The sequence below is a fragment of the Streptomyces sp. NPDC044719 genome (assembly GCF_056433405.1).
On the sequence record NZ_JBWKHE010000002.1, the window covers coordinates 752,874 to 766,133 of the forward strand.

The 13,260-nt window shown below is 71.7% G+C and carries 12 protein-coding genes; 5 read left to right on the plus strand and 7 right to left on the minus strand.

Features of this window, described 5'->3' with window-relative positions; translation table 11 throughout:
* Nucleotides 1-7: 7 nt before the first annotated feature.
* Genes AC07DF_RS10140 through AC07DF_RS10150 form a run of 3 tightly spaced genes read right to left on the minus strand, consistent with a single transcriptional unit; the run spans nucleotide 8 to nucleotide 3,413 of the window.
* On the minus strand, nucleotides 8-1,198 hold the full coding sequence (locus AC07DF_RS10140) for an acetyl-CoA C-acyltransferase (RefSeq protein ID WP_478968943.1): 1,191 nt from the start codon (nucleotides 1,196-1,198) through the stop codon (nucleotides 8-10).
* 30 nt (nucleotides 1,199-1,228) lie between these two features.
* Complete coding sequence (locus AC07DF_RS10145) at nucleotides 1,229-1,834, minus strand: histidine phosphatase family protein (protein WP_478968945.1); 606 nt, start codon at nucleotides 1,832-1,834, stop codon at nucleotides 1,229-1,231.
* Nucleotides 1,835-1,874: 40 nt separating this feature from the next.
* Complete coding sequence (locus tag AC07DF_RS10150) at nucleotides 1,875-3,413, minus strand: AMP-binding protein (protein WP_478968947.1); 1,539 nt, start codon at nucleotides 3,411-3,413, stop codon at nucleotides 1,875-1,877.
* 195 nt (nucleotides 3,414-3,608) lie between these two features.
* Between AC07DF_RS10150 and AC07DF_RS10155 the strand changes: the two genes are divergently transcribed.
* From AC07DF_RS10155 to AC07DF_RS10165, 3 genes are read left to right on the plus strand one after another with little or no spacing between them, the layout of a single operon-like run.
* Nucleotides 3,609-4,838 (plus strand): acyl-CoA dehydrogenase family protein, encoded by a 1,230-nt coding sequence (locus tag AC07DF_RS10155; protein ID WP_478968949.1) that lies wholly within the window; start codon nucleotides 3,609-3,611, stop codon nucleotides 4,836-4,838.
* A gap of 31 nt (nucleotides 4,839-4,869) precedes the next feature.
* The gene (locus AC07DF_RS10160; RefSeq protein WP_478968951.1) at nucleotides 4,870-5,634 is read left to right on the plus strand and encodes an SDR family NAD(P)-dependent oxidoreductase; all 765 of its coding nucleotides are present in this window, start codon (nucleotides 4,870-4,872) and stop codon (nucleotides 5,632-5,634) included.
* 3 nt (nucleotides 5,635-5,637) lie between these two features.
* Nucleotides 5,638-6,435: a ThuA domain-containing protein gene (locus AC07DF_RS10165; protein ID WP_478968953.1), complete on the plus strand. Its 798-nt coding sequence runs from the start codon at nucleotides 5,638-5,640 to the stop codon at nucleotides 6,433-6,435.
* Nucleotides 6,436-6,473: 38 nt separating this feature from the next.
* Here AC07DF_RS10165 and AC07DF_RS10170 read toward each other — a convergent pair whose 3' ends face one another.
* From AC07DF_RS10170 to AC07DF_RS10185, 4 genes are read right to left on the minus strand one after another with little or no spacing between them, the layout of a single operon-like run.
* Nucleotides 6,474-7,517, minus strand: a complete 1,044-nt coding sequence (locus tag AC07DF_RS10170) for an NAD(P)-dependent alcohol dehydrogenase (protein ID WP_478969490.1) — start codon at nucleotides 7,515-7,517, stop codon at nucleotides 6,474-6,476.
* The gene (locus tag AC07DF_RS10175) at nucleotides 7,517-8,614 is read right to left on the minus strand and encodes an ABC transporter permease (protein ID WP_478968956.1); all 1,098 of its coding nucleotides are present in this window, start codon (nucleotides 8,612-8,614) and stop codon (nucleotides 7,517-7,519) included. The genes AC07DF_RS10170 and AC07DF_RS10175 overlap by 1 nt, the downstream gene beginning before the upstream one ends.
* Before the next feature lie 27 nt (nucleotides 8,615-8,641).
* Nucleotides 8,642-10,162, minus strand: coding sequence for a sugar ABC transporter ATP-binding protein (locus tag AC07DF_RS10180; protein ID WP_478968958.1), 1,521 nt, complete (start codon nucleotides 10,160-10,162; stop codon nucleotides 8,642-8,644).
* Nucleotides 10,159-11,301: a sugar ABC transporter substrate-binding protein gene (locus AC07DF_RS10185; protein WP_478968961.1), complete on the minus strand. Its 1,143-nt coding sequence runs from the start codon at nucleotides 11,299-11,301 to the stop codon at nucleotides 10,159-10,161. Before AC07DF_RS10185 ends, AC07DF_RS10180 begins: the two co-directional genes overlap by 4 nt.
* 233 nt (nucleotides 11,302-11,534) lie before the next feature.
* Here AC07DF_RS10185 and AC07DF_RS10190 point away from each other — a divergent pair, with 233 nt between their 5' ends.
* Together AC07DF_RS10190 and AC07DF_RS10195 are read left to right on the plus strand one after the other, a co-directional pair.
* On the plus strand, nucleotides 11,535-12,944 hold the full coding sequence (locus tag AC07DF_RS10190; RefSeq protein ID WP_478968963.1) for an aromatic ring-hydroxylating oxygenase subunit alpha: 1,410 nt from the start codon (nucleotides 11,535-11,537) through the stop codon (nucleotides 12,942-12,944).
* On the plus strand, nucleotides 12,929-13,255 hold the full coding sequence (locus AC07DF_RS10195) for a 2Fe-2S iron-sulfur cluster-binding protein (protein WP_478968965.1): 327 nt from the start codon (nucleotides 12,929-12,931) through the stop codon (nucleotides 13,253-13,255). Before AC07DF_RS10190 ends, AC07DF_RS10195 begins: the two co-directional genes overlap by 16 nt.
* Nucleotides 13,256-13,260: the final 5 nt, after the last annotated feature.

Below are 13,260 nucleotides of genomic sequence, written 5' to 3' on the forward strand. Positions count from 1 at the left end.
TCCGGGTTCAGGCCTGTGCAGGTACATGCAGCAACAACGCGTCGCCCTGGCCGCCGCCCCCGCACAGGGCCGCCGCTCCACTGCCGCCGCCGCGCCGCCGCAGCTCCGCGGCGAGGGTCAGCACCAGCCGGGCGCCGGTCATGCCGACCGGGTGCCCGAGTGCGATCGCTCCGCCGTTGACGTTCACCTTGTCCGGGGAGACGCCCAGCTCACGTACGGAGGCCAGGGCCACTCCGGCGAACGCCTCGTTGATCTCGAACAGGTCCAGGTCGGCGGCCTTCATCCGGCCGTCCCGGGACAGGGCGTCGCGGACCGCGCCGGCCGGCTGGACGAGCAGCGAGGGGTCGGGACCCGCGACCGTGCCGTAGGCGCCGATCTCCGCGATCGGCGTCAGCCCCTCCCACCTGGCGCGCTCCGCGCTCATCACGACGACGGCCGCGGCGCCGTCGGAGAGCTGTGACGCGTTGCCCGCGGTGATGGTGCCCATGTCGGAGAAGGCCGGCTTCAGGCGCCCCAGGCTCTGGGCGGTGGCCCCCGGCCGTACGCCCTCGTCGGTGTCGACCACCGTCTCGCCCCGGCGCCCGGCCACGGTGACGGGGGCGATCTCCTGGGACAACACACCCGACTCCTGCGCGCGGGCGGCCCTTTGGTGGGAGAGCGCGCTGTACTCGTCCTGTTCCTCGCGGGTCAGGGCGAACGGCCGCTGGTAGCGCTCGGTTGCCGCGCCCATGGAAACGCCGTCGAAGGCGCAGACGAGGGCGTCGCGGTCGAGGGCGTCCTCCGCCGCGGCCGCACCGTACTTCCAGCCGCTGCGAGCTCCGCGCAACAGGTGCGGGGCGCCCGACATGGACTCCATGCCACCGGCGACGACCACCTCGTGACGGCCGGAGGCGACCATGAGGTCGGCCAGGGCGATGGCGTGCAGACCGGACAGACAGAGCTTGTTGACGGTGCTCGCGGGGACGGAGAAGGGAACGCCGGCGCGGACCGCGGCCTGCCGGGCCGGGTTGGGGCCGGCCCCGGCCTGGACGACATGGCCCATGACGACGGCTTCCACGGCCGTCGGCTCCAGAGCGACGCCGGCCAGTGCCGCGTCGATGGCGTGGGCGCCGAGGTCGACCGCGGACACGGTGCTCAGGGCACCCATCAGCTTGCCGATGGGCGTCCTCGCTCCGGCGACGATGACGGATCCGGGCATGACCGGAACCTCCTGGGGTGAGGGACGGGGTCAGGCGACCGCGTCGACGGCGCGTTCGGCGATCAGGTGGGCCGTCTCGTTCACCGAGTGCAGAACGATCCGGCCACCGGGCATGCGCCGCACCCGGCTGACGGACGTGTAGTCGGGGTGGAACCAGAACATCGTGGGCAGGCCGAGCACCGTCGCCAGATAGGTGTTGGTGATCCCGCCGTGGCACACGACCGCGACCCGCCCACCGGGACAGGCCTGGAGAACGGTGTCCATGGCCCGCACGGCTCGCGCGCGGAAGGCGTCCCAGTCAAGATCGGGCACGAAGTCCTCGTAACGCCCCTCGGCGAGCGCCGCCGCCCGGGGATCGTCCGCGCCGATCTGCTCCGGTGGCGTGTAGGGCTGGGACACGTCGGTGTCCCACTCGCGCAGGTCGTCGAGGACGGTGGCGGTCATGCCGGTGAGCCGTTCCAGGGGTGCCGCCGTCTCGCGGGCGCGCCGGAACGGGCTGGCGTACAGGGCGTCGACGTCCTCGTGCACGAGCCAGGCGGCGAGGCGCTCGGCCTGTGCGGTGCCCTCCGGCGACAGTCCCGGGTCGAACACGCCCGCCAGGGGGAGGCCGTGCCGGATGAGGAGGAGCTCGGTCATGGGTGATCCTTCGTACGGATGAGGGGTGGGGCGGGGCGGCTCAGCCGGCGATCGTCCGTTCCGAGTCCCAGTAGGGGCGGCGCATCGCGCGTTTGTCGAGCTTGCCCATCGCGTTGCGCGGGAGCTCGGGAACGAACTCGTACGACTTCGGGCACTTGTAGGCGGCGAGGCGGTCGCGGCAGAACCGGTCCAGCTCATCGGCCGGCGGCTCGTCCGCCCCCACCACGACCAGCGCCCGCAGGGACTCGCCGAAGTCCGGGTCGGGCACACCGATGACCGCGGCCTCGGCGACCGCCGGGTGCTGCCGCAGTACGGCCTCACTCTCCGCCGGGTACAGATTGACCCCGCCGGAGACCACGACGTCGGCGGCCCGGTCGGTGATGAAGATGTAGCCGTCCGCGTCGACGTAGCCGATGTCGCCGAGCGTGAAGACGCCGGGGGAGAGATAGGCGGACCGGGTCTTGGCCGGGTCCGCGTGGTAGCGGACGCCCTGGCCGTCGGGCGCACGGAAGGCCAGCAGCCCGCGTTCGCCGGGCGGGAGCCGCCGGCCGTCGTCATCGGTGACCAGGACCTCGAACGGGGGCCGGACGCGCCCGACCGAACCGGGGTGTGCCAGCCACTCCTCGCTGTCGATACGGGCCACGGTCCCCGCTTCGCTGGCGCCGTACGACTCGGTCAGCACCGGACCGAACCACTCGATCATGGCTCGCTTCACGTCCGGCGGACACGCGGAGCCGGTGTGGGACACCTGCCGCAGGCTGGAGACGTCGTACCGGGCGCGGACCTCATCCGGGAGGGCGAGCAGCCGCTGGAAATGGGTGGGCACCATCACCGTCGAGGAGACCCGCCACTTCCGCACCCGGCTGAGGAACGTCTCCGCGCCGAATCTGCCGAGGACGACCACCGGCTGACCGGCCGCCAGGTGCCGCAGCGAGGTCAGCGGGGCGTTGTGCTGCAGGGGGCCACAGACCAGGTGCGGTCCCGGCGGGAACCCGGGCCGGGCGGACATCGCGGCGAGGTAGGAGGAGTTGTCGGCCACCGGGCCGCTCACCCAGCGCACCTCGGTCCCGCGCGCCCGTCCGGTGGTGCCCGAGGTGTAGACGAGCAAAGGCCGGGCGGGACGGTCGGTGGGGACGGTACGCCCGGCGGGCGCGGCCGCCAGCCACAGGTCCCAGTCGAAGGCGTGCCCGATCGCCGGAGTTCCGTGCATCACCAGCGGAAGGCCCAGCTCCCGGGCCGCGTCCAGGGCGGCACCCGCCCCCGCGGGGCCGGTGATGATCGCGGTCACACCCGCGTCGATGATCTGGTCGACGAGTTCGCCCGACGTGAGGTTCCGGGACGTGGCCACGGTCCCGACCCCGGCACGCAGGCCGGCCAGATGGGCCACCAGCGTGGGGATCGCGTTGTCACCGAGGACGGCGACCCGGTTGTCGGGGCCGGGAGCGAACTCCAGCAGCCGTGCCGCCGCCCGCGCCACCCGGTCGGCGAGGCCGGACCAGGACAGCACGCCCAGGTCGTCCGCCAGGGCGGGCTCGTCGGGTGTCTCCTGGGCGCGACGGTCGAGTGGCAGCAGCGACATGGCTCCTCCGGCGGCTCCTCGGGCCTCTCCCGGTTCGCGGGGAGAGGGGATGCGGAGACTGTAGCGTTTATCAAGAAAGTGCGGAACACTCTGATCCCGAGCAAAGGCGTTCCCGCACGGCTCAGCGCTCAGAGGGGCATGCCTTCCGATCCCTCTTACTGAATTTGTTGCCTGGTAAGTGCCCGAGGAGGAGCCATGTCCCAGACCGACCCCGACGCGTGGCGTGCACAGGTCCGGCAGTGGCTGGCCACCGTGCTCGAACCGGCGCGGGTGCCGGAGGCTTCGGACCTCGCGGTGTTCCACAACCTCCCCGAGGACGAGGAACGCCTGCTGCTGGAGCGCTGCCGCGCCTACCAGCGGGCCCGCTTCGACGCCGGCTACCAGGCGCTGACCCTCCCCGCGGACAAGGGCGGACCGGGCCTGACAGCCGCCCACGTCGCGGCCTTCGCCCAGGAGGAGTCCGCCTTCGAGGTGCCGCCGTCCACCGAGCTCATCAGCGTCACCGTGCGCCTGGTCGCGATGGCCGTCTCCCTGTTCGGGACGGCGGAGCAGCGCCACGACCACGCACGCGCGTTCCTGCGCACCGACCTGCTGGCCTGCCAGCTCTTCAGCGAGCCCGGTGCCGGCTCCGACCTCGCCGCCCTGCGTACCCGCGCCCGCCAGGTCGACGGGGGCGAGTGGGTGATCGACGGTCAGAAGGTGTGGACCTCGGGCGCCCAGTTCGCCGACTACGGTCTGCTGCTCGCCCGCACCGACCCGGACGTCGTCAAACAGGCCGGCATCACCGCCTTCCTGGTCCCCATGGACGCCCCCGGGGTGGAGGTGCGCCCCATCCGGCAGATGAGCGGCGGCGCGTCCTTCAACGAGGTGTTCCTCAGCGGCGTACGCGTCCCCGACCGGCTCCGGATCGGGCGGCCCGGCCAGGGCTGGGAGGTCGCTACCACCACCCTCGCGTTCGAACGGACCGCTTCCGGCAGCGGCAACCGCCGCAAGGGCGGCACCTTCACGGACGTTCTCGCACTCGCCCGCTCCCTCGGCCGCACCTCGGATCCGCTGGTCCGTCAGCGACTCGCCGACCTGTACGTACGTGCCGCCCTGCGCACGGCAACCGTCGATCGCGTCGCCAGGACGAGCGCCGCCGGCGGCCGGCCGGGTCCCGAGGCGTCGTTGACCAAGCTCATGGCCTCCGACCTGCTCACCCGCACGGGACAGGTCGCCGCAGAGCTGATGGGGGCGCGGATCAGCGCCGACACGGGGGAACCGGGCACCTTTGCCTGGACACAGCATCTGCTCGGCGCCCCCGGCTACCGGCTGGCCGGAGGCACCGACCAGATCCAGCGCAACCTGATCGGCGAACGGGTGCTGAAGCTGCCGCCGGAGCCGCGTGCGGACCGGGCGCCGTTCTCCGAACTTCCCGGTGAATGAGGACTTCCCGCATCACAAAGGAGTGACATCGATGGATCTGGGACTGACAGGCGCGAAGGCGCTGGTGACCGGGGCGAGCCGGGGCATCGGCCGGGCGATCGCCGGAACCCTTGCGGCAGAGGGCTGCGCGCTGGCGCTGTGCGCCCGGGGCGAGGAGGGGCTGGCCAAGGCAGCCGCCGAACTGCGGGCCGAGGGAGCCACCGTGTTCGCGGAACCGGTCGACGTCACCGACCCGGCCGCCCTCGCGGGCTTCGTGGAGCGGGCGGCCGGTGAACTCGGCGGCCTGGACCTGCTGGTGTCCAACGTGTCGGCGGGCAACGTGAAGGGCCCCGAGTCCTGGGAGGCCAGCCTGCGCGGCGACCTGATCCCGTTCGCGGGACTCGTCGAGGCGGCCCTGCCGCACCTGGAGGCCTCCGAACGGGCCGCCGTCGTGGCCATCGGCACCACCAACGCCTCCGACACCGCGCGTCCGGCCGGGGCGAACTCCTACTCCGCGCTCAAGGCGGCCGTCGTCCAGCACGCCTCGGCCCTCGCGCACGCCCTCGCGCCGAAGGGCATCCGCGTCAACACCGTCTCGCCCGGCCCGGTCGACTTCCCCGGCGGCGCCTGGGAGACCATCCGCACCAGCCGCCCGGAGGTGTACGAGGAGGTGCTCGCCAAGCTGCCGATCGGCCGCTACGGCACCGCGGAGGACGTGGCCGCGGCGGTGGTGTTCCTGCTCGGGCGGACCGGCTCCTTCTGCGTCGGGGTCAACCTCGTGGTGGACGGCGGGCTGCTCACCCGCGTCCAGTACTGAGCCGTGGCGGGCCCGGCCGGCCGCCTGGACGCCGTACTGGTCTGCGGCGGCCGCTGGCACGACTTCGACCACGCGCGGCTGCGGCTGCTGGAACTGCTCGGGGAGCACGAGCGCGTGCGCACCACGGTCCACCAGGACTACGACTGTGTGGCCCAACTCGACCAGGCCGACCTGCTGGTCACCTACACCTGCGACGTCCGGCCCCGCCCGGCGCAGCGGGCCGCGCTGGCGCGGTTCGTCGAGCGGGGCGGGCGCTGGCTCGCCCTGCACGGCACCAACTCCGTGATCGAGCCGTCGACGGGCGACGGGCCGCGCGTGTTCACGACCCCACGGCACCTCGGGGACCTCGCGAAGGTGCTCGGCAGCCAGTTCCTCGCCCACCCGCCGATCGAACCGTACGAGGTGCGGGTGACCCGGCCCGACCACCCGCTGGTCGCCGGGATCGGCCCGTTCACCGTCACCGACGAGCTGTACGTGTGCGAGCTGCACGGGCAGCTGGAGGTGCTGCTGCACGCCGAGTACACGGGTCCGTGCCGCGGTTTCGCCGAGGGCGACACCGCGGCCCTGGACACCGCGCCCCGACCGGTGCTGTACCTCAAGCGGCACGGCCTCGGCGAGGTCTGCTACTTCACCCTCGGCCACTGCCGGGGCCGCTACGACATCCAGGACCTCGGCGTGACCGACACCGGGCGCGTGGACGTCGGGCCGTGGAGGACACCGGAGTTCCTGACGGTGCTCCGGCGCTGTGTGGAGCGGGCGGTGCGTGGGCGCAATCCGGCAGAGGAGCGGGCCGGCGCCTGAGCCAGGAGCCCGGGCGCCGGCCCCGTACGGATCGCGGCTCAGGCCTGCGGCAGTACCACCGCGCGGCCGTTGATCTCCCCGGCGTGCAGGCGCTCGTACGCCTCGGGCGCCTGTTCCAGGGTGAACGTCTCGACGTGGGAGGACACAAGGCCCTGCCGCGCGAGTCCGAGGACCTCCACGAGCTCCGTCCGGGTGCCCCAATAGGGGAAGGAGGCCGACACCTCGAACGGCAGCCCGCCCCCGAAGCCGACGGCCAGCGTGCCCCCGCCGAGGCCGACGACGGTGACATCGCCCTCCACCGCCACCGACGCGGCCGCGACGGCCAGGGTCGCCTCGGCTCCGACGAAGTCCAGGACGACCTCCGCTCCCGTGCCGTCGGTGAGTTCCCGGATCCGCGCGGCCGCCTCACCGTCGGACAGGAGCGTCTCGTGGGCGCCGACCTCGCGTGCCAGCTCCAGCTTCTCCTTGCCCACGTCGAGGGCGACCACCCTGGCGGGGGTCAGCGCGCGCAGCAGCTGCACGGCGAGGTGTCCCAGGCCGCCGACGCCGATCACCACCGCCGTGCTGCCGGGCAGCAGCTTCGGCAGTGACCTGCGGATCGCGTGATACGGGGTCAGCCCGGCGTCGGTCAGGGGCGCGGCCTGCACAGGGTCGAGTCCGTTCAGGGGGACCAGATGGCGGGGCGAGTCCACCACCACGTACTCCGCGAGGACGCCGGGCCGGCCGAGCCCCGGCGGCATGATGCCGAGCCCGGCGGCGTGCGGACAGCAGTTCTCCTTGCCCTCGGCGCACTTGTGGCAGCGCCCGCAGCCCCACGGGCCGTACACCGCCACCGCCTCGCCCTCCGCCACCGCGGTGACACCGGCGCCCACCTCCGCGACCGTCCCGACACCCTCGTGACCGAGTGTCATCGGCAGTGCGTAGGGGAACTGCTCCTCTGGCCAGCCCATCACCGCCAGGTCGGAGTGGCAGAGCCCCGCCGCGGTCACCTTCAACAGCACCTGCCCCGGGCCGGGTTCAGGCACCGGAACCTCCACGACCTCGGGGGCGTGCCCCACCCGCAGGTACTGAACAGCCTTCATCATCGGACCTCCTCGCTGGTAGAGATATCCGGCCGGGTTCCGGTCCGGCGGCGCAGAACGGCGGGCAGGGCGATACGGCCACCCGTGAGGACCAGCGCCACGATGAGGACCGAGCCGGTGAACAGACTCGCGGCCCACTGCGCGCTGGTGGCGAGCCCGAGGCCCGTGATGCCCGTGCCGAGCAGAAGCACCGCGAGCACCGTCCCCCAGGCGTTGAAACGGCCCGCCCGCAACTGGGTCGCCCCGACGAAGGCGGCGGCGTAGGCCGACAGCAGATACGGAGTGCCCGCGGTCGGCGATCCGGATCCGACCGAGGACGCGAAGACGACGCCGGCGAAACCGGAGAGCAGCGCGGAGGCCACCAGGGTCAGGAAGCGCAGCCGGTCGGTGCGCACGCCCTGCAGCCGGGCCGCGTCCGCGTTGAAGCCGGTCGCGTACAACCGGCGCCCGGTCGCGGTGTGTTCCAGCAGGAACCAGATGGCGAGGGCGGCGAGCAGCAGATACAGCACCGGCAGGGTGATGCCGCCCGCGTCGAGCTGGGCGATGCTCGCGAACGGCTCGGCGAGCAGCCGCACACCGGTGATGGAGCTGTCATTGGTGACCATGGTGATCAGGGACTGGATCAGCGCGCCGGTGGCCAGAGTCGCGATGAAGGAGTCGACGCGCAGGACCACCACCACTACGCCGTTGACGATCCCGACCAGCAGTGCGGCGGTCATCGCCAGGGCGATGGCCGAGCCGGGCCCCAGCCCGGCGGAGACCAGGAAGTGGGCGGTCAGCACGCTGGTGAGCGACATGGTGTAGGCGATCGAGAGGTCGAAGACCCGTGCGGCCAGCGGCGGGACGACGCTGAGGGCCACCAGACCCGCCACGGCGTTGCCGTTCAGTACCTGCTTGACCGTCGTGGTGGTCGGGAACGTGTCCGGCGCCCACACCGAGAAGAGCACGACGATGACCAGCCACACGTACACGGCGCCGATGTTGCGGAACGACAGGGCGGCCGCCGCCCGTCGGCCCCATGCCCCCGGTACGGACACCGCGGGTCTCTCCGGTGCGGACGGCGGGAGCTCCGCCGCCCTGGTCGGGGTGGACGTCATGTCACTCGGTTCCTTCCAGGGCTCATGTCACTCGGTTCCTTCCATGGCGTGCACGAGCGCGGGCTCGGTGATGTGCCGTCCGCTGATCTCCCGTGCGATCCGGCCGTCCCGCACCACCAGGACGCGGGTGCACAGCGCGAGCAGGTCCTGGGTGTCGGAAGAGGACACGATGACGCCCATGCCCTCATCGGCTTGACGCCCTATCAGGTCGTACAGCTGGAGACGGGTGGCGATGTCCACGCCCGCCGTGGGTTCGCACAGCGTCAGCACCGGCGGGCGCTGGGCCAGACACCGGGCCATCACGACCTTCTGCTGGTTGCCACCGCTCAGCGTGGTGATCAGGGCGCCGGCCGGACGGCGGCCGGCCGTCCGCACGCCGACCCGCCCGATCCAGTCCTCGGCCAGGGCCGACTCGCGGCGTCTGCGCAGCCGCCCGGAACGGGCGCGCAGCCGGTCCAGGAGCGGCAGGGTGAGGTTCTCGCCGACCGAGAAGGCGCCGATCACTCCCTCGCCCGCCCGGTCCGCCGGGACCAGGGGAAGCCCCAGGCGGCCGGCGTCACGCGCCTCGGTCCACCGCTCGGAGCGTCGCGGCAGCCGCACCCTCCCGCTCACCTGCCCGGCATGGGCCCCGCACACGGCGTACGGCACGATCTCGTGGCCCGAACCGACCAGACCGGTGACGCCCAGACGCTCGCCCCGGGCCAGGTCGAAGCCGACTCCCCGCAGGGGCCCGGCCCACAGGTCGCGGACCTCCAGCACGGGGTCGGCCGGACCGGGGGAGGGCGCCGGACGGTGGTCCGTCTCCATCTCCTCGCCCGCCATCAGCTCCGCGAGCGAACGCGGAGAGAGCTCGGCGACCGGGCGGGTGGCGATCCGGCGTCCGCCGCGGATCACGGTGACCCGGTCGGCGAGCGCGAAGATCTCGTCCATCCGGTGCGAGACGTACAGCACGGCGGCGCCGGCGTCGCGGACCTCCCGCACGATGTCGAACAGGCGGGCCACCTCGCCGGGCGGCAGCACGGCGGTGGGTTCGTCGAGCACCAGGACACCGCGCCGGCCCTCCCAGCCCTGCAGTGCGGCGGCGATGGCCACCACCGTGCGCTGCACGGGAGTTGCGCTCGCCAGGGGCCGGCGTACGTCGATGCCGAGGCCGAACCGTTCGACGAGGGCGGTCGTTCGCCGCTCCATTTCCGGCCAGCGGATGTTGCCGAAGGCCGTACGGGCGAAACCGTGACTGAGCGCGAGGTTGTCGATGGCGCTCAGCTCGTCCACAAGACCCAGCTCCTGGTGGACGAAGCGGAGCCGGTCGTGCCGGGAAGCGGTGACCTGGCCGAGGTCGAAGGGCTCGCCGTCGAGTTCGGCCACCGCGCCCGGCTCCGCGTGGTGGTAGCCGGCGAGGATCTTGATGAGAGTGGACTTGCCGGAGCCGTTCGGCCCGATCAGTGCGTGGATCTCACCGGGCGCGACCTCCAGGCCGACGTCCCTCAGCGCCTGGGTGCCGCCGAACCTCTTGGACAGCCCGGCCACCCGTAGCACCGGCCCGGTCAACTCAGCCCCCACAGCGCCCTGAACTGCGCCTGGTAGTCCTGGACGATCGGGAAGTCGCCGTCGGCCGAGGGCAGGTTGTCCTTCGTGACGAGCATGTTGGGCAGCACGGCCTTCTGGTCCACGGCCATGGACTGGCCGGTGAAGTGCCGGGCCAGCGCGTCCACCTGGAGCCAGGCCGTCTCGTGGGAGTTCAGCGCCATCGCGCCGTCGGTGAGACCGCTCTGGATGTACTGGTAGTTCTGCGCGTCACCGACGTTGACGACGACGCGCTTGCCGGTGATGCCGGCGGTCTTCAGCGCGGCCGGCACGCCCACGTTGAGCAGACCCAGGGAGAAGACCACATGGGTCACCTTCGGGTGCGACCGGAGGTACGACACCACACGGTCCGGCATGTCCTTGCCCACCGCGGTGATCGGCACGTCGACGTTGTCCAGCGCGCACCCCTCGCACCACTCCTTGTAGGTGGCCGCGAAGGAGTCCTTGACGGGCTTGAGGATCGTGTAGGCCGGCAGATCGAAGTAGACGGTGTTCGCCTTGGCGTCGCTGTTCGACACCACCCATGAGGCGAGCATCCGGCCCTGGACGCCGACGTCCTTCGGCCCGTTCTTCAGCAGGGAGACGCCGTCGCCCACCACCTCGTCGGCGTTCGACTGGATGACGGGGATGCCGGCCGCCTTCAGCCGGGCCAGCTGCTTGGCGTAGACGGCACGCGGGAAACCGGAGGCGACGACGGCGTCCGGCTTGTCGCGCAGGGCCTGCTCGTAGGCGGTCTGGACGGATTCCGGGGTGCCCTGGGTGGCGATCTGCTTCACCTGCCAGCCGAGTTCCCCGGCGGCCTCGGTGAAGAAGCCGGCGAGGTCCTTGCAGGACTGGACGCCGCAGAGGATGAAGTCGATCTTCTTGCCCTTGGGGATCTTCTTGCCGACGGGCCGGGTCACGGAGATCGTGGCCGGGCGCTGCGCGTACTTCTCCAGGGCCGCGCGGGCCGCCGTCAGGCCGGGCGATCCGGGCGCCGCCGCCTGCGTCGAGTCGGCGGCCTCGGTGGTGTCGCTGCTGCACGCCGCCAGGGTGAGCAGGGACGTGACGGCGACGATCGAGGTGAGGGCGCGGCGGACCGCGCGACGGGGTCTGGAACTCATCGTTGAGCACTCCCGTGGTGTGACGGAGAAACTTATGAGGCACTACAGCCTCAAGTGGGTCGGAGTGTGACATGGCCCAGCGGGCTTGGGGAGAGGGCTGCCGCGAGAAATTCCGGAATAACGGTGCGAAAGTGCGGTGACCTCGAAGGTGTGGAGATCGCTCACCGGCGCGAGTATTGCTCCCGGCTGTCACCGGTAACTACACTCACTCTAAAGTTTCTGCCAGAGGAGAGATGATGGACGAAACGTCGGAGCCGGTCACTGCGCGGTGCCCCGGGCCCAGCGTCCAGGACTACCTCGACCAGGACAGCCGCCCCGTTCCCCCCGCCCTGAGGTACGAGCGCAACGACCACCTCGGCAGCGAGGACATCGACACCGCCCGCTTCACCTCCCGTGCGTGGGCCGAACGCGAGATGCGGCAGGTCTGGCGGCGCGTCTGGCAGTTCGCCTGCCTGGAAAGCGAGATCCCCGAAGTCGGCGACCACGAGGTCTACGAGATCGGCGACGACTCCCTCATCGTCGTCCGCACGGCCCCCGGCGAGATCCGCGCCTTCGTCAACGTCTGCCTGCACCGCGGACGCAAACTGCGCACCGCCGGCGGCAACGTCAGCGAGTTCCGCTGCTCGTTCCACGGCTTCGCCTGGAACCTCGACGGCACGATGCAGACCCCGCCCTGCGCCTGGGACTTCCCGCACGTCACCCCGGAGAAGTTCGCACTCCCCGAGGCGCAGGTGGCCACCTGGCGCGGTTTCGTCTTCATCAACATGGACCCGTACGCCGAGTCCTTCGACCGCTACCGCGGCACCTTCGACGACTACTACATCTGGCCCTTGGAGAACCGCTACAAGTCGCTGCACATCGGCAAGGTGCTGCCCTGCAACTGGAAAGTCGCACAGGACGCGTTCATCGAGTCCTTCCATGTGATCGCCACGCACCCGCAGATGCTGCCGTGGCTCGCCGACGCCAACTCCCAGTACGACGTCATGGCGGACCAGCCGCACTGGAACCGGATGATCAACATCCAGGGCGCGCCCAGCCCGCACGTGGCGGACTCCGTCACGGAGGAGGACGTCCTGGAGACCTTCTACGACTCGCGCGCCTTCTACGCCGCCGCCCAGGGCCGTGACCTGGTGATGCAGGAGGGCGACGCACTGCCGGCGATCCCGCCCGGCGGCACCGCCCGCCAGGTCCTCGCCGAGCGGATGCGTGCCCAGCTGGCGGCCACCTCGCAGCAGGACTTCTCGAAGACCCCCGACACCGAACTGCTGGATGCCATCAACTACTTGCTGTTCCCCAACTTCAACCCCTGGGGCGGCGCCAAGTCGAACATCATCTACCGGTTCCGGCCCAACGGCCTCGACCCCGACTCCTGCACCGCCGAGATCATCTTCATGTCGTCCCCGAAGCAGCCCGGCGAGACGCCGCCCCCGGCGAAGATCCGCTGGGTGCCGGAGGACATGCTCTTCGCCGACATTCCCGAACTGGGTGTGCTCGGCCCCGTCTTCGACCAGGACTGCGAGAACCTGCCCTACGTCCAGCAGGGCCTCAAAGCGATGCGCAAGCCGGGCATCACCCTGGCCAACTACCAGGAGAGCCGCATCCGCCACTTCAACCGGACGCTCGACCGGTGGATGAGCGAGTGACCCACCGGGTGGCGGTCAGCCCCTCCGGCATCGAGCTCGACGTCCGCGACGGCGAGGACCTGTTCACCGCCGCCCAGCGGCTCGGCTACCGCTGGCCCACCGTCTGCGGCGGCAAGGGCACCTGCCGCACCTGCTTCGTCCAGGTCGAGGAGGGCGCCGAGAACTGTTCCCCCGTGGGCCCGCTGGAGCGCGAGGGCATCGAGTCCCTGCGCAGGCCGGTGGACGGCCTGACCCGGCTCGCCTGCCGCCTCCGGGTCGAGGGCCCGGTGACCGTGACCAAGCGCGGCGTGCGCCGCCGGATGCAGGAGTGAGACCC

Excerpts from the sequence above, each read along its gene's own strand:
- AC07DF_RS10140 (WP_478968943.1), bottom strand. The coding sequence starts at position 1,198 with ATGCCCGGATCCGTCATCGTCGCCGGAGCGAGGACGCCCATCGGCAAG.
- AC07DF_RS10145 (WP_478968945.1), bottom strand. The coding sequence starts at position 1,834 with ATGACCGAGCTCCTCCTCATCCGGCACGGCCTCCCCCTGGCGGGCGTG.
- AC07DF_RS10150 (WP_478968947.1), bottom strand. The coding sequence starts at position 3,413 with ATGTCGCTGCTGCCACTCGACCGTCGCGCCCAGGAGACACCCGACGAG.
- AC07DF_RS10155 (WP_478968949.1), top strand. The coding sequence starts at position 3,609 with ATGTCCCAGACCGACCCCGACGCGTGGCGTGCACAGGTCCGGCAGTGG.
- AC07DF_RS10160 (WP_478968951.1), top strand. The coding sequence starts at position 4,870 with ATGGATCTGGGACTGACAGGCGCGAAGGCGCTGGTGACCGGGGCGAGC.
- AC07DF_RS10170 (WP_478969490.1), bottom strand. The coding sequence starts at position 7,517 with ATGAAGGCTGTTCAGTACCTGCGGGTGGGGCACGCCCCCGAGGTCGTG.
- AC07DF_RS10175 (WP_478968956.1), bottom strand. The coding sequence starts at position 8,614 with ATGACGTCCACCCCGACCAGGGCGGCGGAGCTCCCGCCGTCCGCACCG.
- AC07DF_RS10185 (WP_478968961.1), bottom strand. The coding sequence starts at position 11,301 with ATGAGTTCCAGACCCCGTCGCGCGGTCCGCCGCGCCCTCACCTCGATC.
- AC07DF_RS10190 (WP_478968963.1), top strand. The coding sequence starts at position 11,535 with ATGATGGACGAAACGTCGGAGCCGGTCACTGCGCGGTGCCCCGGGCCC.